At 61.3% G+C, this 17,173-nt stretch carries 16 protein-coding genes, 1 tRNA gene and 1 pseudogene; 10 read left to right on the forward strand and 8 right to left on the reverse strand.

The window, feature by feature from the left end:
• Window positions 1-6 precede the first annotated feature (6 nt).
• From ACX80Z_RS14670 to ACX80Z_RS14685, 4 genes are all read right to left on the reverse strand, one after another.
• The gene (locus ACX80Z_RS14670; protein WP_459316374.1) at window positions 7-1,797 is read right to left on the reverse strand and encodes a glycoside hydrolase family 15 protein; all 1,791 of its coding nucleotides are present in this window, start codon (window positions 1,795-1,797) and stop codon (window positions 7-9) included.
• An 8-nt stretch (window positions 1,798-1,805) separates the two neighbouring features.
• Window positions 1,806-1,934, reverse strand: coding sequence for a hypothetical protein (locus ACX80Z_RS14675; protein ID WP_459316375.1), 129 nt, complete (start codon window positions 1,932-1,934; stop codon window positions 1,806-1,808).
• 100 nt (window positions 1,935-2,034) lie between these two features.
• Window positions 2,035-3,528 (reverse strand): S10 family peptidase, encoded by a 1,494-nt coding sequence (locus tag ACX80Z_RS14680; RefSeq protein ID WP_459316376.1) that lies wholly within the window; start codon window positions 3,526-3,528, stop codon window positions 2,035-2,037.
• 124 nt (window positions 3,529-3,652) lie between these two features.
• The gene (locus ACX80Z_RS14685) at window positions 3,653-5,173 is read right to left on the reverse strand and encodes a DHA2 family efflux MFS transporter permease subunit (protein WP_459316377.1); all 1,521 of its coding nucleotides are present in this window, start codon (window positions 5,171-5,173) and stop codon (window positions 3,653-3,655) included.
• Between the two features lie 51 nt (window positions 5,174-5,224).
• On the opposite strand from ACX80Z_RS14685, the gene ACX80Z_RS14690 reads away from it, so the two are divergent.
• The 4 genes from ACX80Z_RS14690 to ACX80Z_RS14705 all read left to right on the forward strand — a co-directional run bounded on the left by ACX80Z_RS14690 (window position 5,225) and on the right by ACX80Z_RS14705 (window position 8,102).
• Window positions 5,225-5,297: transfer RNA gene (locus tag ACX80Z_RS14690), tRNA-Ala, on the forward strand.
• A gap of 1,014 nt (window positions 5,298-6,311) precedes the next feature.
• Window positions 6,312-6,638, forward strand: coding sequence for a hypothetical protein (locus ACX80Z_RS14695; protein WP_459316378.1), 327 nt, complete (start codon window positions 6,312-6,314; stop codon window positions 6,636-6,638).
• A gap of 258 nt (window positions 6,639-6,896) precedes the next feature.
• A complete protein-coding gene (locus tag ACX80Z_RS14700) occupies window positions 6,897-7,556 on the forward strand; it encodes a nucleoside/nucleotide kinase family protein (protein WP_459316379.1) in 660 nt (219 codons plus the stop codon).
• 174 nt (window positions 7,557-7,730) lie between these two features.
• A complete protein-coding gene (locus ACX80Z_RS14705) occupies window positions 7,731-8,102 on the forward strand; it encodes a hypothetical protein (RefSeq protein WP_459316380.1) in 372 nt (123 codons plus the stop codon).
• 129 nt (window positions 8,103-8,231) lie between these two features.
• On the opposite strand, the gene ACX80Z_RS14710 is transcribed toward ACX80Z_RS14705, so the two are convergent.
• Both ACX80Z_RS14710 and ACX80Z_RS14715 read right to left on the reverse strand, forming a co-directional pair.
• Complete coding sequence (locus ACX80Z_RS14710) at window positions 8,232-8,732, reverse strand: hypothetical protein (protein ID WP_459316381.1); 501 nt, start codon at window positions 8,730-8,732, stop codon at window positions 8,232-8,234.
• A 147-nt stretch (window positions 8,733-8,879) separates the two neighbouring features.
• Entirely contained in the window at window positions 8,880-9,119 is a 240-nt protein-coding gene (locus tag ACX80Z_RS14715) for a hypothetical protein (protein WP_459316382.1), read from the reverse strand.
• A 1,337-nt stretch (window positions 9,120-10,456) separates the two neighbouring features.
• On the opposite strand from ACX80Z_RS14715, the gene ACX80Z_RS14720 reads away from it, so the two are divergent.
• Together ACX80Z_RS14720 and ACX80Z_RS14725 are read left to right on the forward strand one after the other, a co-directional pair.
• A complete protein-coding gene (locus ACX80Z_RS14720) occupies window positions 10,457-10,696 on the forward strand; it encodes a DUF1016 N-terminal domain-containing protein (protein WP_459316383.1) in 240 nt (79 codons plus the stop codon).
• 374 nt (window positions 10,697-11,070) lie between these two features.
• Window positions 11,071-11,268, forward strand: a complete 198-nt coding sequence (locus tag ACX80Z_RS14725) for a PDDEXK nuclease domain-containing protein (RefSeq protein ID WP_459316384.1) — start codon at window positions 11,071-11,073, stop codon at window positions 11,266-11,268.
• A gap of 436 nt (window positions 11,269-11,704) precedes the next feature.
• Here ACX80Z_RS14725 and ACX80Z_RS14730 read toward each other — a convergent pair.
• Both ACX80Z_RS14730 and ACX80Z_RS14735 read right to left on the reverse strand, forming a co-directional pair.
• Window positions 11,705-11,914 (reverse strand): annotated as a pseudogene (locus ACX80Z_RS14730) (transketolase-like TK C-terminal-containing protein); the annotation flags it as partial.
• Between the two features lie 215 nt (window positions 11,915-12,129).
• Window positions 12,130-12,696 (reverse strand): DM13 domain-containing protein, encoded by a 567-nt coding sequence (locus ACX80Z_RS14735; RefSeq protein ID WP_019484086.1) that lies wholly within the window; start codon window positions 12,694-12,696, stop codon window positions 12,130-12,132.
• 209 nt (window positions 12,697-12,905) lie between these two features.
• Between ACX80Z_RS14735 and ACX80Z_RS14740 the strand changes: the two genes are divergently transcribed.
• From ACX80Z_RS14740 to ACX80Z_RS14755, 4 genes are read left to right on the forward strand one after another with little or no spacing between them, the layout of a single operon-like run.
• Window positions 12,906-14,030: a LacI family DNA-binding transcriptional regulator gene (locus ACX80Z_RS14740; protein ID WP_459316385.1), complete on the forward strand. Its 1,125-nt coding sequence runs from the start codon at window positions 12,906-12,908 to the stop codon at window positions 14,028-14,030.
• Window positions 14,027-14,980, forward strand: coding sequence for a carbohydrate ABC transporter permease (locus ACX80Z_RS14745; protein ID WP_459316386.1), 954 nt, complete (start codon window positions 14,027-14,029; stop codon window positions 14,978-14,980). The genes ACX80Z_RS14740 and ACX80Z_RS14745 overlap by 4 nt, the downstream gene beginning before the upstream one ends.
• The gene (locus ACX80Z_RS14750) at window positions 14,977-15,816 is read left to right on the forward strand and encodes a carbohydrate ABC transporter permease (protein ID WP_019484089.1); all 840 of its coding nucleotides are present in this window, start codon (window positions 14,977-14,979) and stop codon (window positions 15,814-15,816) included. Before ACX80Z_RS14745 ends, ACX80Z_RS14750 begins: the two co-directional genes overlap by 4 nt.
• A 52-nt stretch (window positions 15,817-15,868) precedes the next feature.
• A complete protein-coding gene (locus ACX80Z_RS14755; protein WP_459316387.1) occupies window positions 15,869-17,164 on the forward strand; it encodes an ABC transporter substrate-binding protein in 1,296 nt (431 codons plus the stop codon).
• The last annotated feature ends 9 nt before the right edge of the window (window positions 17,165-17,173 follow it).

Raw genomic sequence — 17,173 nt, forward strand, 5'->3', positions numbered from 1 at the left:
GTGGCGCTACTCGCCGTCGGACAGGGATAGCGCGGCGGTGATCAAGGCCAGGTGACTCAGACCCTGCGGCAGGTTACCCATGAACTCGTGCCGGTCATCGGCGTCGATCATTTCGGCCAGCAGGCCGACGTCGTTCGCCAGAGGTAGCAGTTCGTCCATCTGGGAGCGTGCCTCTTCCTTGCGTCCGACCAGGGCCAGGGCAGCCACCATCCAGTAGGCGCAGGCGACAAAGGTGGATTCCTCGTCCTGCATGCCGCTGTACCGGTAGAGGAGGGGGCCAGCTCCAAGCTCGCCCCGCAGGGCATCAATGGTTGAGGACATTCGCGGTCCGCGCTCGTAGCCGCTGATGGCGTGCAGCAGGATCGAGGCGTCCAACTCCTGGGAGCCGGGATACCAGACGTAGCTCTGCCGGTCTTCCGACCAGCAGTTCGCTTCGACCCAGTCCCGGATCCGATCGCGCTCGGCCCGCCAGCGCTCGGCGGGTCGTTGCAGTTGCCCGGCTTCGGAGAGTTTCACTGCACTATCCAGTGCATGCCAGCAGCCCAGCTTCGAGGTGGTGTAATGCCGCTCCTCGGGGAGTTCCCAGATGCCGGCGTCGCGCTGTTGCCAGGTATTGCACGCAAGATCCGCTATGTCCGCGAGCTGGCGGGACGTGGTGGGGTCCAGGACGTGCCCGGCCTCGACGTAGAGTCGCACAATGTCGAACAGGTCCCCGAAGACGCCCAGCTGAAGTTGGCCAGCTGCAGGGTTCCCGTCGACCACCGGGCCGATTCCTCGCCAGCCGGAAAGATCCGGGGTGCGTGTGCCCGCGGGGATCTCTCCGTTGAGGCGGGTGAAGACCTGCAGGTCCCTGCCCTGGGTGCGAAGGTTTTTGAGCATCCAGGACACCGCGGCGTGGACTTCCTCGCGCACTCCGGTCCGGACCAGCGCATGAAGGGTGTAGGCGGTGTCCCGCAGCCAGGTGTACCGGTAGTCCCAGTTCTTGCCGCCGGCCCTGCTCTCGGGTAGCGACGTGGTCGCGGCTGCGGCTATTGAACCGGAGGGGCTGTGGATCAGCAGCTTCAGGGCCAAGGCGCTCCGGAGCACCTGCTCGGCGTAGGGTCCGTCGTAGCTGAACTCCCTGGACCAGGTCTGCCAGTTGGAGATGGTTCGTTCAATACCGGCGTCCACTGATTGGGGATCGGGGAGTGGCAGGGGCTCGTCGTGGGTGGAGACGACAGCGATGAGGTGGCGTGAGCCGGGATCGGTGGTGAGGGCCCCGGAAATTGCCTGACCCTCGATGGTTACATCGCCCTCGTTGATGCCGCGGACGCCCAGCGCGGTGCCGTCGACCATCAACACTGCTCCGTGGTCGGTGGACTGGACCCAGGGTGAGGCGGTCTGGAAGCAGTTGCCGGGCCGGACTGCCCAGCGCATCGGCACGTTCCCGGTCAGGCCCTCGATTCGCCGGGCCAACTCGCCCCAGGGCAGTCGACCTGCCACGCCCGTGTTCAGGGAATCGGTGACCTGGACGGTGCCGGACCTGGTGGTGTAGATGGTGGCCAGGACGTTGGTGCCGTCCACATAAGCCCGTGTGGCGGTGAACGGTTCAGCCGGGCACAACTCCAGCGCGCCGCCGTCGTCGGCGTCCAGCAGCCGGGCGAACGCAGGGGTGGAGTCGAGGTCGGGGGTGGGGTACCAATCGATCGATCCATCGTGGGCGATCAGGGCAACCGTTCGCCCGTCGCCGATTGCTGCATAGGAACGCAGGTCAACGTAGCCGTCTCGGCGGTCGGCTAGCTCATTCGGATCAATCATCCAGTGGGCTAGTGGCCCTGATTTTTGTTGTACCGGGTCTTGTTGGCGCGGGTGTTCTCGTTATTGCCACGTCGATTTTTGAGCAGCTTGGAGGCAATGACGGGGACGAGGGTCCACAGGATTCTCTTCAGCAGCACGACATGTTCCTTATCTATTGGAGGACCGAGGGTTTCCACGGGAAACCTAAGTCTACTTATAGTTTGGCTTGAAGGAAACTGGGAATGGCCCGCATAGCGGCTAGCCGGTGTGCGTCACGAACTCCTTCAGCGCCGCCAACTGCGCCAACCGGCACTCAGGCTTTAGATACATCATGTGACCGGCCTCGTGATAGTGGTGCGTGAATCGGTCTTTCATCTGGTCCGTCAGATTCATGTGGGCGAACACGTATTCGGCCGCGAAATGCGGGGTGGCGCCGTCCTGGTAGCCGTAATCCACGTGGACGCGGAGGGAGGGGTTGTGCACCAGGAGCCGCTCAAGGGTGTGACTCACATCCACGGGTGCCCCCTCGAAGGTCTTGTAGCTCCACGGGTGTACCCGGGCAGTGAGGACTTCGTAGGGCAAGTCATTTTCGTAGCCAAGTTCGGCGCGCACGTAGTGGTTCATGGCTGCCGCGTACGGACCGGTGATGGCGCGGATGCTCGGGTCATCGGTCATGGTGGAGCTCTGCAGGCTGGCGGGCTGCGCCGTGAACCGCCCGTCAATCCGGCCAACCGCAAGCCCATCCGCCCGGAGCAGCTCCGCGGCAAACTCACCGTACTGCCACCGCAGGTTGGTGCGGCGGACAAAGTCCGCGTCGAGGGTGGTAATCGCGGCCAGTCGGGCGACGACGTCGTCGTACTCCTCAGCGCTGAGTCGGCTGCCCTGCGTCAGGGCGTACCCGTAGTCGCGGGCGGCAAAAGCTTCGGCTTCACTAACGACGTCGGCGAGGTCGCGCCCCGGGTGGCGGCCGTGGAAGTGGGCGATGGCCGCGTAGGTGGGGATGTGCAGGGCGTACGGGAGGTCACTGCCGGGAAAGAACCGCAGCGTCGACATGTTCAGCACCGTGGAGATGAGGCCCAGGCCGTTCACGGCCATGCCGTAGGCGTCGAACAGCCGGCCGGCGACGGCGACGGCGCGGAGGGTTCCGTAGGATTCGCCGACGAGGTACTTCGGTGCGAGCCAGCGGTTGTTGCGGGTGGTCCAGAGCCGGATGACCTCGGCCACCAGATCGCGGTCTTCGATGAACGCGTGGAACTCGTCCGACTTCTCGCCTTCGACGACGCGGGAGAAGCCGGTGTTGACGGGGTCGATCATGACCAGGTCGCTGTGTTCAAGGAGTGTCTCGGGGTTGTCCACCAGCCCGAACGGTGCGGGAGTCATGGCTCCGGTATCGCCGGAATCGACCCGGCGGGGGCCGAGTAAACCCAGGTGAAGCCAGATCGACGCCGAGCCGGGACCGCCGTTGAACGCGAAGGTGACCGGTCGAGTGGGAGTCTGGCCGCCGTCGTCGTCGGGCTCGGTGTCCTTGGTGTAGGCCACGATGAAGATTTCGGCCTTGGGCTTGAACCCGTCGGACTTCCCGTCCTTCGTTTCCTCCCGGCGCAGGACCAGTCGGCCGGTAGTGCTCGTGTACTTCAGGCCCGACGCTGTGGTGTGCTGCCGGATGGCGAAGTCGTCGGTGACTTCCTTGACTTCTTTGACCTTCTCGGAGGTTGCGGAGTCTTCGATAGTTTCTGCGGTGTCGTCAGCCATGACTAGAGCGTACAGGTAGTTCCCAGAGGCAACCACTCCGTGGTGTCCGCCGTCGTCGGCCATCCCGATGTCCAGGTTGGCCCCGCGTGTCCGGGTTGCTCACCAAGGGGCCGCCCCGAAGTGGCTACTTTGCTGCGTTTGGCGACGTCGGGACGCTCGACGGCGATTCGTCGTCTGCCCAGCCGGTCCGGAGCTGGGGGCGGGCAAAGAACAGGGCGGCGCCGAGTCCGATGAGGATCACCGTGGCCGGCAGGAAAAGGGACTGGCCCATGGCCGCCGCATATCCGGGCTGTAGTGCTTCGGAAAGCTGCTGTCCGGGCACGGCTTCGGCTCCGCCGTCGCCAATGTTGGCGGCCAAACGGGAGAGCATCATCGCCGCAATGGCAGAGCTCCCCAGGACGGCCCCCACCTGCCGGGTGGTGTTGTAAACGCCGGAGCCGGCGCCCGCGGAGGACCGAGGCAGGTTGCGGGTAGCCGTCAGGGAAACCGGAGCCCAGATGCCGGCACTCGCCAGGCCGAGCAACGAGATGGGGAGCAGCAACGCCCAGACGGGCATGTCGGGAGTCATGATGGCGCCTAGCCAGAACAGTGACACCGACATGGCCGAGAATCCGAAGACAGCCATGTATTTGGGGTTGCCGCGCTGGACCAGTCGCCCCACCAGCGGGGCGAGCGAGCCGGAGATGATCGCCATGGGGGTCAGCAGCAGGGCGCCTTCGGTGGGGGAAAAGCCGCGAACGTTTTGGGCGTACAACATCAGGGGGATAGCAACAGTGGTGATGGCGAAGCCCATCGCGAAGATCGAGGTGTTGCCGAGCGAGAAGTTGCGGTCCTTGAACAGCCCCAGCGGCACCAGGGGCTCCTTGCGGTTATAGCGCTGCCAGAGGATGAAGGTCGCGAGCAGGACGACGCCGGTGATGATCAGCGACCAGACCGAAATGGGTCCGGCGATGGTACCCCAGTCATAGGTCTCGCCCTCCTGAATACCAAACACCAGGCAGAACATACCCGCGGCGCTCAGGACCACGCCGAGGAAGTCGAAGCTGTGGCTGTTGGTCGGAAGTCGGGGGACCAGACGGTAGGCGAGGATTAGGCCGACGACGCCGACCGGTGCGTTGACGAAGAAGATCCACTCCCAGCCCAGCGAGTCGACCAGCAGGCCGCCAAGCACCGGGCCGATGAGGGTGGCGACGCCTGCCACGGATCCCCACAGTCCCATCGCAGCACCCCGGCGTTCCGGTGGGAAAATGCGGGTGATGACGGCCATGGTCTGGGGTGTCATCAGCGCCGCGCCGAGTCCTTGAAGGACCCGGGCCAGGATGAGCATCTCCACTGACCCGGCCATCCCGCACCACACGCTGGCCAGGGTGAACACCGTCAGGCCGGCGAGGTAGATTCGGCGAGGGCCGAACCGGTCGCCGAGGCGTCCGGTGATCAGCAGCGGGACGGCGAACGCCAGAAGGTAGGCGCTGTTGACCCAGACCACGCTGTCGAGGTCGGCTCCTAGTCCGTTCATGATTGCCGGGATGGCCACGGAGACGATGGTCGAGTCAACGAGAATCATGAAGAATCCGATGACCAGGGCCCAAAGTGCAGGCCAGGCGTTGATCTCGGTCTGCTCCTCGGCGGAGCGTTGTGCGGTCATTCTCCGAGGTTACTCCGGCTGCGGGCACCGATTTGCTACAGTACTTTTTGCGGGGCTTTAGCTCAGTTGGTAGAGCGTTTCGTTCGCAATGAAAAGGTCAGGGGTTCGATTCCCCTAAGCTCCACTCTGAAGGCCCTCTGACCTGCGGGAAACGTTGGGTGGGAGGGCCTCGTTTCTGTCCTGCGACGGCTCAACCACACGCTTTCAGATGTTCGGGATCAGCCTTGGGTGTTGCATTCCGTCCGTCTGGGCCTCAGCGACGGTGAGTGGTCCTCACATAGACATGTCCTCCGGACGGGATAGTGATGCGGTCCCAAACTTCTGGAGGACCGCGGTGAGGTTCGGCGACTGGGTTGCCTTGGCGATGTAGTGCTTTTCTGTGATTGCAGTTCCAGAGTGACCCAGCTGTGCGGCGGCTTGCTAGGAACTGTATTCCTGGTCAATGAGAGTGGCAACGGATTTCTGTTTGCTGGACTGGGCAGGAGTCCTGTGGCCGGCGATAGCGCTAGTCCTGACCGGCATAGCCATCAGCTTTCTGACCACAACATCCAAACGAGGAGCTGCCCCCAACTCACACTGATTTCCACCACGTACGAACGTCGCGGTGCGGGATCGATGAACGGTCGTCGTACCCGGAGGCGTGGTGATCCTTCTAGGTGGTGCTGTGGTCTCGCGCGTAGGGTGAGTGAATGATTACGGGCACGCAGGTGTTGTTGGCGGGGCCTCGTGGGCGGCGTTTGTGCCTGGAAGTGGCAATGGAGTTGGACCCGGAAATCAGATCCGCCGTTCACCCTCCACCACGTGGTGGTCGGACGAACGGCAGACCGAACAATGGTCCATTGACTGGCGATCAGCAGAGGACCCAGCACCGCTACAGAGGGAACCTGCGAAAGCCCTGTCGGCCTGGGCCCACGGTGCGCGAGCCGAGGAGTCCCGCGCGCAGAAGGAACGACCACAGGATCCTCACGCCAACTGGTCAGGAACATGGTGGTCCTTCCCGGAAGGAGCCCTGCAATCGTTCGGGCGCATACCGCTGGGATTAAACCTCATCGAGGACTCTCCCGGGTGGGAGCACGCCACGGCGCTCCCCGTGCGTGGTGCTGGCCGGACCTATGAGGTTCATACAGACGATGACTGGGTGTCGTTGTGCCGTGAGTACCCATTGGAGGTCACGGCGTCGCGGCGCCATGACTGGTTCCGGTGCACCGGGTATGACGGCAGGTGGGTGATCCCGGACTGGGAAAAGGTTGCAGAACAGTGGGACGCAGTTCACCTGACAGTCCTGGCATACCTGGGTTACGCCAACCGTGCGCTGCGAATCGATAAAGACACGTCGACGGTTATCGCGGGATGGAACCCCAACACGACGATATGGCTGACTGACGTCGCCCGCGAATGGGACGGTCCACGCCAGCACTGGCAACGATCCACCTCTCAGAACACCTGGACCAGAACCACACCCTGATCCAACTCGATCAAATCGGATCTGTCCTGATGGAAGACCTCCGGCTCAACCGTTCCACGCAACACCACCCGACCCCACGCACCGCAAACCCATCCTGATATAGACGTTGGTCGGCCATCAAACGCTGCGAAAACCACGCCATTCACCGCTGCGATTCACAACATGGGATTTTTGCGGTCGGGGGACGGCGAAAAAGTGTCGCGGTGAAGGACCGGCTTACGGACACAGGTTCGAGGCCGCTTCTGACAATATTGCGACATGCAGAAGTTCATGCGATCACTCGCGACAGACATTCTCAGCGCCATCGGTCCAGGGCGCCGGTTCGTGGCAATCGACGGCGTAGATGGCAGTGGCAAGACATCTTTCGCCGCAAACCTGGTATCGGAGATCCAGGATCGACCCGTGATCGTCATCCACGCCGACAACTTCCTCAACCCCTCGGCTGTCAGGCATTCGAAGGGACGCACTTCTCCCGAAGGATTTTGGGAAGATACCTACAACTACGCGGCCCTAAAGAATCAGGTGTTCGACCCCCTCGGGCCTAAGGGGGACGGCTGGTACTCGCCGGCCTCCTATGACCCAGCAATGGACCGAACGAAACAAGTGGACCCCATCCACGCACCATCGGAAGCGGTGGTCGTAGTAGAAGGAATGTTCCTGCACCGTGACGAACTCAACTCCTGCTGGGATGCTTCGGTATTCCTGGACGTTCCGTTCAAAGAAACTGCGACACGAATGGCAGTCCGAAATGGCAGCAGCCCCGACCCTGAGCACCCAAAGATGCGGAGGTACGTCGGAGGACAACGCCTCTACTTCGCCGCCGCCCGACCTTGGGAACAGGCCACGTTCCTGGTGGATAACTCGGATTTCTCCTCACCCAAAGTAATCTGTCCCGGCGAGATCTCGACCGTCCGGTAAAGGATCGGCTTACGGGCATAGTACAAATCCGTACACGGGAATGTTGTGCCTAAAAGGCTAGACGGGCTGAATGAATGGGTTGTTGCATGAGACATAGAGTGGAGGATGCGCCTGACCCGAAGCCCTAACCGGCCGCCCCTTAAGCAATGGTTGTCTGTCGTCCTAATTTCTCTCTTGTCATCAGGCCTTTGGTTCGGGTGGTTCGGCTGGGATTCCGAGTACCAGTTCGATTCGGCGACCGGTGAAATGGCTGGCCCTTATGAGGTATGGCAAGGAGTGGGCGCGCTCGTGTGTGGCGTGGTGGTGGTAGGGCTCGCCTACAGAATGTTGCATTTCGCCGTGGCATTACTGGTGATTCCTGCCTCCTTCACGCTTGCATGGATCAGCACTGCATCTGCCATGGATTTGACCGGCCTGTGGGTGGTCGGAGCGATACTTGTCGCCTTCGGCACTACTTTCGGCACAGTCGTCATGCTTGGTGCCGCCACAGCAGTCGAAGCTTTATGCATTAATCGACGGACTTCCCGGTCTTGTGGCGGGGGGTAAAGCAGTTGTTGCGGTGGGGGATCGATGCTTAAGGGCGCCGTTGCACAGCGTGATGTGTAGGGATTCATCCGCGTAATGAACAGTAGTCGCGGTACCAGGGCCATTATCGATCGAAGGATCCGAGTAGAGCTAGGTGGCGTCCCGATGCGGCTGGTCCTTCTTTGTAGAGGTCCCCAGTAGGAGGATCAGCGAGAGGATGCTCATGCCGTAGAGAATATTGCTCCAAGGAGCGTGGTCTCCGCCCGAGGTGGCGAACGCGTCAGCGATGCTCATTCCAGGATTAAAAGAGGCGAAGAAGTAGGTAGGCATCCCGAGCATGACGATGATCAAGAAGAACCGGGTAATCATCCACGGCAAATCAGGGTATTTGACGATAGCGAAGGCACCGACGATAAGCGCGAGGATCGGACCGATAAGTGCCCATGCATAAACCGGAGCTTCCACTAGCTGTTCGTTTGCAGACGACATGGCAGTCTTGATCTCTTGGAGGCTCATACCGGGAACGGCGGCCATGGGGTTCCACACGAGAATCTGTAAAGCACCGATCAGCGCGTACGCTGCGGTGATCAATACGCCGACCGCGACGATCGGAACAATATAACGTTGTTGCTCATCTAAGACGGTCCCCATTCAACCATGCTAAGCGCAGTAACAGAGAGATAGGGGATGGTCCTCGGTCGAGAAGTGACGGTCGGTGCTGATTGACTCGATTCGTGTTGAAGCAAGGGATCCACTAGCGATTTTTTGTTTGAATCCCTGGTATGGCAGAGGGGCTTATCAATACCCCAAGAGTGGAAGGAAAAGCCCTGTGAACGGGATGATGCCGATCCCCAGAAAGATAAAGCTGACGGCGCAGAGCGCCAGCATTTTCGCTCGCTTACCATGGAGGAGCGATTCACCGTCCTGTTTCGGATTTGATATGAACCAGCTCGCTCCAACAACGAGGAGAATCAGGCCTAGCAGTCCGGTTCCGAACATCCCCAGGACGGCAAAAAGTAGGACAGGGTCGTAAGCCACGTATCGTCAAGCCCTCTCATGGGATACCCCATGGCACCCGAAGTTCACCCAGCCTTGAAATGGGAAAGTAATACTGAACCCTATTTCATCAAAATCCCACCTGCTTGGTTGCTTGTCGCGGTAAGGGATCGGTGTATTCAAGCGGTCGTCGCAACGGTAGGGGTTTCTGGTTCGAATAGTAGTTGTTGCATGGCGTATGCGGGCGTGATTCCGTCGAGGGTTTTACGCGGCCGGTCATTGAGTTCGGTAGATGATTCAGGAGAACCCGTCTTACCGACGCCACGGAGCCCGAGAGCGCCATCCCACGGTTGTGCAGACCATGTGCTGCGCGCGGGACCATCACTGAAAAGGTATCTACCTCGGCGGATCTTCCTCCCATGGCGGGAGGCTTCAATCCAGATCCGGGGCGTACTGGTTCAGGGCGCGGTCCATATCCGAAACTATGGAGGTAAATCGCGAAAAAGCGATAGTCTGAAATACTTAGCAATCCCGAAAGGATTGAATCTATCTCGTGTCAATCGCGCTTGTGCCCGTGGTTATCGCCCATGTGGTTCGCAGGTCGGTCCATCCAAGCTGGCCTCTCGCCGAAAACTTTAGGCCGAGGGGTTGAGAAATCTGCAGCCTCTCGCGAGTCGTAAGTTTGCACCGTCCTTGAACGCCGGCGGCTCTGAACAAGTGCGCGGCACAGAATCACGACCCCAACGATTGCAATGCACCCGCCTCCGGCAAGAAGTATCCAAGTCGACGGAGCAAGCCCACCGTCACTGGCTATTGCCCTGGAATACCCCGTGACGCCTGGAGCTAACAGCAGGAGTCCAGTGATTAGTAGGACTCCACCAATAATGAAAAGTTTGCCCTGCACCATCGCGACGCTCCCCCTATTCTCATTCTCAGCGTAACAGCCCCATTTACGGGCCAGCAGTTATACCAAATTGGTTCGGTCGATGAGTAGATCAGCACTATCCGAAGGCCGTCGCGCTCATGAGTTGCAGGGGGAAGTCTTCTGAACTGCGGACCGGACGGGGTTCTGCCCAGGCTAGGAGGGAACTATCACCGCAATCGCACCGCGTCAATCCTCTTGGAGCGATAACGCCGAAAGACGTTGATAACTATGCTTTGACTAGGGTTTTGTAGTGCCGATAGTTTACCTTTCGTTAGGTGGAGGGCCGCACTAGGACGCCGCGGACCGGCATGGCGTGCCGGTAGCGCGGTAGAGGAACGTCGCCATGGCGACTCGATAATGCGTTGCAGGGTCCGATAGGTGGTACGGGGCACTCAAGGGCGCTGCCTCCGACAGGCATGGGCTGCAACACGTCAGCGTTTGCAGGCCTTAAAGGATGGGGTTTGTAACAACCTTTGACGTGGCGCTGCCTGATGAGCATGGGTTGACGCTGCAGGCGCTGAAGGATCGTGTGCACCGCGCCCGTCGGAGAGCCTGGCGAACGGTCAACATCGAGCTGATCGAGTTGCACTGTGGGATTGGTCGCGACATCCTTGCGCGTCAGAACCTGGACGGATGGGGGAGTAAAATCGTTGCCCGGCTTGCCGAGGACCTCCGGCAGAGTTTCCCGACATGACAGGTTTCTCGCCCCGGAACCTGCGGTACATCGCCGCCTCCGCCAGGCGGCCGCCGGGGGAGTCAATGGCGCCACAGCCTGTGGCGCAATCGCCCTGGGGCCACATCCGTACGATCCTCGACAGGAACTTTAGCGCCAAGACCCGTAGCTGGTACGCATCGGCCGCGGGGCGAGTATGGCTGGTCCAGGAATGTCCTGGCGAACATGATCATGAACCAGTCCATGGAACGCATCGGAACCGCGCCGTCCAACTTCACGCGCAGCCTGCCCGCCCCGGACTCCGAGCTGGCGCAGCAGACAGCCAAGGACCCGTACGCCTTCGAGTTCCTCGGCCTCTCCGGCGAGTCGCCGAGCGCGACCTTAAGCAAGCCCTCATGGACCGCATCGTCGACACCCTCCGCGAGCTCGGACCCGGGTTCGCGTTCGTCGGCCGGCAGGTCCACTTCAAAGTCGGCGGGGACGACTTCCATCTCGACCTGCTGTTCTTCCACGTCGAGCAGCTGCGCTACTCCGTCATCGAACTCAAGACCGGCAAGTTCCAACCCGAATACGCCGGCAAGCTCAACTTCTAAGTCGCTCCGGTCGACGACAAGCTCCGCCGGGCAGCCCACAACGACACGGTCGGGATCCTGATTTGCGGCAGCAAGAAAGACCATCGTCCGGCACGCACTCGGCCGCACCAACTCACCGACGGCGGTGATGACCTACACATACAAGAATCTGCCGGCCGCGGAGCGGCGCACCCTGCTGGCGGCCGACGAGCTCACCGCAGCCTTCGACCAGATCGACGCCAACGGAGCCGATTAATGGCGTTCACCAATATAGGTTGCCTCATATCAATGATCGGTGGCCCCACTCCCCTGAGGTCTTGCCTACGGCGCAAGTGATAGGTATGGCTGCATGTCTGCGAATACTGCCGGTCATCCCGTGGCAATTGCGGGTTGCTCCGCAGCGTCGAAGGCCAGGGCCGCCGCTTTCGGGGTGGACGGCGGCCCTGCAGGCGGGTAGCTAGACCTGAAGGTCTTTCCGGGATTCCTTGGCGGCGGTTACGACTGCTTCCGCGGTGATACCGAATTCTTGGAACAGTCGTTTGTAGTCCGCTGAGGCGCCGGAGTGCTCGAGACTGATGGAGCGGCCGGCGTCACCGACGAATTCCTTCCAACCCAAGGCAAGTCCGGCTTCAACCCCGCGCCTTACTGCAGCCGGAAGCGCCGCCTGTCCAACGCCGTAACTCGCATACCGGTGCGGGCATATCGCGCTTGAGCTGCCGAAGCCGTCACGACACGAAACGTCCGGCCACAGCACTCAAAAGACGTAGAGACAGGGCCCGGGATGGCCGGAGCCTAATTCAGTCCTGGTTAGTTGGAGTCCTGGCGGGGTGCCATTGGCAGTGATCGACGCGGCTGCCCCCTGTCCTTGGCTCAGGACGAAACTTATCCCCTCAATTCGGCGGCGGCGAAGGAGACAGCGAAGCGTTCGCACCAGATACTGACCGAGCTATAGGCGGCCAGATCTACCCCGGACGGGATGGCGTAGTTGTGGTTGCCTTTGTTGGCTTTGAGAGCACCCAGGTCAAGGTAGGCACCGTCGTCAAAGACATGCCACCCGTCAACTCCCTCGATTACGGGGGCGTCGGTAAGCCACACCCGAAGGTCCGGGCCGTCGGAGGTGTCCAGGCCTTCGAACCTCAGGATCTGGCTCCCGTCGGCGAGTTCAATGATCTTCGCGGTACCGGTGCTGGCATGTTCGTGACTGATCAGGTCACCCGTAAGAAGTTCACGAGGAGCGATCGGGGAGGGCTCAACCGATGGCTGGGAGGGCTCAACCGATGGCTGCCCGGATTGGGCGGGCGCAGAGGTGAAAGTCTCCGTAACGGAAGGAATGTCCTCGGTCACGGTTGAACTTGTGAATATCCGCCACGGCTGGAACAGATACAACCCGACGGCAACAACCGCGAAGGCCAACAGGACCACAATCGGAACAACAATGCGTCTGTTCATGCCTTTCCAACGATCGTGTCGATGCCCAAGTTCCGGTTAGAACCGGGCATGGCCACGGTCTTGGTGCTCAGGACTGGCCAGCTGGGGCATCGATCGTGGCACTTGGCAGAAACCAGTCGATTCGGGTGGTCTCACGCACGGCCTCGAGGGGAATCAGTAAACACTATCCGGACGTCCAAGGGCGCTTTTCTTGACACCAGCGCGCGTCAATGGAATTATCTCGTGCATTCACTGTAAACGTTTACAACACTCGAGGGAGAGCGTTGGTCCGGGTCACTATCACGCAGGTTGCCGTACATGCCGGTGTGTCCGTTGCGTCTGCTTCACGGGCGTTGAACGGTCAAATCGCGAGCGCCAAGACCATAGCCAAGGTGCAGCAAGCCGCCGAAGAACTCGGGTATGTTGCCGACGCGACGGCGCAGTCGCTGAAGCTGGGTCGCACGAACCAGCTCGCCTACGCTGTCGCCGACATCGGCAACCCCGTCTACGTCGAGATGATGACCGCGATCGAACGCGTCGTCTCCGCTTCCGGCTACCGGCTGGTGCTGTCATCGACGGGCACGTCCTCCTCATCCGTCGACGTGGTGCGGGACCTCGGCAGAGGATATGTCGACGGCATGATCCTCTCGCCACTACGCGTCACGGATGAACTCCTCGCGGCACTCGCATTAACACCGACGCCGGTCGTCGTCCTCGGACGGTTGCCTGACAGCGCCAAATTGGACACCGTGCGCGCCGATTCGATCACAGCTATGCGCCTTCTCGTAGACCACCTCGTCGAGGAGGGTCGGGGGGATGTCGTGTTCGTGAACGGTCCCAGCGACACCACCCCGGGCGCCCTCCGTCGCGATGGGTTTGCTGCTGCGGTCGCTGCGCACCCGGCCATCTCGGCGCGCAGCGTCGGCGCGGACGACTTCACTATCGCGGCGGGCTACGCCGCAGCGCTCCGGGTCCTACAGGAACGCCCGCGTCCTGACGCTATCGTCGCGGCGAATGACCTGATCGGCATCGGCTCAATCCAAGCAGCTACAGACCTCGGGCTGACCGTCCCCGGCGATATTGCGATCACCGGCGTCGACAACACCGAACTAGCAGGAGTTATTCGCCCAGGCCTCACCAGCGTCGACCTCGGCGCAGAAGAACGTGGTCGCGTCGCGGCGCAGTTGCTGCTCGCGCGGATCGTGGAACCGAATCGTCCAGCACATACAGTTACCGTCGCACCTTCGCTGGTCGTCCGCGGATCATCCCTCGCGCGCAGTCAGGACCCCGCCGCATCACCTCCCAGCCACCGCACCGAAGCCATTGATCTCAACGACGAGAGGGCCGCCCGATGAGCACTAGCGCCACAAAGGCCCCGCGCGAGGTGAAGAAGACACCGCGCGCAGTGAACCGGGTCGGTTACCGCGCTCGCGCGCAACGTCGAGAAGCCATCGGCCTGGTGATTCCGGCACTCCTTCCAATCATCATCTTCTCCGTCATCCCGCTGGTGAGCGGTGTAGCTCTCGGCTTCACCGATGCCACGCTGAGGCGGAATGCCGAGATCAACTTCATCGGTTTCGGAAACTTCATCGAACTCCTCGGCGATCACCGCTTCTGGGGATCGTTTGGAATCGGCATTGTCTGGGCAGGGTCGGTCGCGCTCCTCACCCTTATCTGCGCGATGGGCCTGGCCCTCCTGCTAAACAGCGATTTGCGCCTGAAGGGTCTCACCAGGGTGCTGGCCCTGATCCCTTGGGCGATGCCGCCGGTGGTCATTGCGATCGTGTGGCGAATGATCTACAACCCCAATTCGGGTCCACTCAACGGAGTGCTCGAATCGGTCGGCATCCCGGGCGTCAACTGGCTCGGTGACTTCTCGACCGCACTACCTGCGGTAATCGTCGTCGGTGTCTGGGCGGGCATCCCGCAGACGACCGTGCTACTGCTGGCGGGTATGCAGTCGGTCTCATCCGAGCAGCATGAGGCTGCGGCGGTCGACGGCGCCGGAGCGTTCCGCCGGTTCTGGCACATCACCCTCCCCTCCCTACGCCCAATCATTTTCGCGGTAACCGCCCTCGACTTCATCTGGCAGTTCAACTCCTTTGGCCTCATCTATGTCCTCACCGAGGGCGGTCCCGGAGGTCGCACGATGATTCCACCTCTGTTCACCTATCTGGAGGCCTTTCGTAACCGTGAAATCGGATATGCCTCGGCGATGGGTGACGTACTCGTGATCGCGATCATGTTGATCCTGTCGCTGTACCTCGTCAACCAGTTCCGCCAGACGAAGGGAGCACGGTCGTGAATTTCAAGCGTCCCTGGTACGCGACGGTGCTGATGTACACCGCGCTGACGGCGTTTCTCCTCTTTCTCGGCTTCCCGCTGCTGTGGCTGCTGTCCGCCTCGTTCAAGTCGTCGGCGGAACTGAATTCGCTCGCCGTCAACCTCTTGCCGGCCGTATGGGACTTCAGCAATTACGGTTCCGCTTTGGAGCGCCAGAACCTCCTGCCAGCGGCTGGCAACTCCTTGATGGTGTCGCTTGCAACGATGATAATCACGGTGCTGCTGTCGATGCCGATGGCTTACGCCCTCGCTCGCCTCAAGGGGCGGCTGCGTGCGGCGGGCACAATCTGGATCCTCACCAGCCAGGTTTTCCCATCCATCCTCATCATCATCCCGTTGTTTCTGGTGCTGCGTTCGATCGGCCTCAATGACACTTTGCTGGGTCTGATCCTGGTGTATGTCACCTTCACCTTGCCCTTCACCCTGTGGATGTTGCAGGGCTACGTTGCGGCGATCCCGGTCGAACTTGAGGAAGCCGGTGAAATGGATGGGGCCTCCCGGATCACGATCCTGCGGACGATCATCCTCCCACTGCTGGCACCGGGGCTTGTTGCGACGGCCATGTTCACCTTCGTCTCGGCCTGGAATGAGTTTTTCCTGGCGCTCGTCCTATTGCAGAGTCCGGAGCTCTATACGCTCCCAATCGCCCTGCGTTCGTTCCTGGGAGCCGAAGGACAGACGCAGCTCGGTCCACTGGCCGCCGGGGCGATCCTCGCGACGATTCCGTCGCTCATCATTTTCACCATACTGCAGAAGAAGCTAACCGGCGGAATGCTCGCCGGTGCAGTCAAAGGCTGACCCTGCCCATTAGAGAATCACCAGACGCATCACAACTAGAAAGGTGAGCAGCATGAAGAAAATCCGAGGCATAGGCGCCGTCGCATTCGTGGGCGTGGCAGCCCTCGCCCTGAGCGGTTGCCAGCAAGGCAGTGCAAGCAATGGATCGGACAGCGATGAAGGTGGGGCTGTCACCCTCCAGTTCCAGTCGCTGTCCGACCAGCCAGCGACTCAGGACGCCGTGAAGGCGATAGTCGACGAGTGGAATGGGGAGAACGAAGATGTCCAGGTCGAGATCGTTCAGGCCGGTTGGGATGGGACGTTCGACAAGCTCATCACCCAGTTCACCGGCGGAACGGCGCCAGACATCATTCACTACGAGGCGAGCTCCATAGTCTCCTTCGCGTCCGACGGCTACCTTGCCGATCTGACCGACCACATCGACGACGATCTGAAGGCCGACATCTCAGAGGGCATCTGGGATTCCGTTACCCAGGACGGCGAGATTATCGCGTACCCGTCGACACTGCAGTCATACATGGTCTTCGCCAACGCCGACCTTCTCGAGGCCGCGGGTGTGGAGATGCCTAGCGGCGACACCATGACGTGGGAGGAACTGCGGGAGATCGCCCAAGCGACGACCACGGGCGGCAACTACGGCCTCGGATGGGGTCTTGGATCGCCGACGGCGACGATGATGAGTCTCTCGCTCGGCTTCGACGGCGGCTACTTCGAGGGCGAAGGCACCGATGCATCTATCGAGGTCGGTGACGCCGAGCTCGCTGTACCGGAGCTCATCCATGAGATGACCTACACCGACGAATCAGTCGAGCCCACGTCCCTAACCCAGTCCGGATCGGAGGTGCTGGCGTCGTTCTACGGCGGTAAGGTGGCGATGACCGTGCAGGGCTCGTTCCAGGCCACGAACATCGCCAACGACGCCCCGGAGGGTCTTAACTGGGTCGCGTTGCCTCCGCTTGAGGGTTCAGCCGGTGCCATCCAGGCCGCGAATCCGCAGACCTATTCGGTGAATATCGATTCGGAGTATGTGGAGGAGTCGGCCGAGTTCCTCAACTTTTTCACAAGCGGCGAGAACCTGGCTCAGATTGCCTACGCCGATGCGCTCATCCCGTCGTCCGACTCGGCCCGGGCCGAGGTTGAAACGCTGGCAGCGGACAACCCCGCCTGGACCCAGGTGCTGGCATCCGGAGACGGCCTCGAGGGACCCCCGTTCCTCAAGGTGGAGAAGTACACGGAGTGGAAGGACACCATCGCCACGCCCGCCTTCCAGCAGTACCTGGCCGACCAGATCACCCGCGAAGAGCTGGCCACCCAGCTGACCGACGGCTGGACTGACATCGCCGACTGATGATGCGCG

The organism is Arthrobacter sp. TMT4-20 (assembly GCF_054510775.1).